At 36.5% G+C, this 619-nt stretch carries 1 protein-coding gene; it reads left to right on the plus strand.

Going from position 1 to position 619, the window contains the following annotated elements; translation table 11 throughout:
- Positions 1-59: 59 nt before the first annotated feature.
- Positions 60-619 (plus strand): hypothetical protein (locus IQR33_RS05175; protein WP_228013768.1); only part of this gene is annotated, 560 nt, incomplete at its 3' end.

Genomic DNA, 619 nt, shown 5'->3' on the forward strand with positions numbered 1-619 from the left:
AACCAATCAGCCAGGACACTTCTCGATCTAAACATTGTGATCTCTTAGGAAGGATTTCAGTGATGGTCAATGCTGAGAGAGTTGAACTCTTTGATTTGATTTCAAGTAACTCTGATAAGGTAATCAAGTTGGAGTGTAATGGACGTAAAGCTTCTAGTGCATTTTCAGAGTACTTTAAAACTAGTCTACTTAAGGGTTATGCAAACAAAAAAGCACTAAATTGGTATAACGAAATTGATGAGCAAATTAGTAGCATTGACTTTAGTTCTATCCAAGAAGCTACGAAAGTGATTTATGCATCCTTTAGTTCTATGTTTGGCGGTGGAAAGATAAACACCAAGCTTTCTATACCCTATCTATCGCATGTTACTGATATCCAATACCAGGAAAAGGCTCGAAAAGTTAAACCTTCATTAGATTTCACAAAACGTGTAGCAAAAATTAGATCAGGTAAACTTACTAAGGGAACAACAAGACTCTCTTTCTATAATCTTGAAACAAATCCAAGACTTCACTATGCGCATGCAGATAATCATAGAGTGCTTCACCCTGACATCGATCTCTTGGGCGAAGAAGTTAAAGATGTTTTTACACCAGCACATTATATTGACCCTAATGC

The sequence above is a fragment of the Vibrio sp. OPT46 genome, assembly GCF_015163535.1.
GTDB lineage: Bacteria > Pseudomonadota > Gammaproteobacteria > Enterobacterales > Vibrionaceae > Vibrio > Vibrio alginolyticus.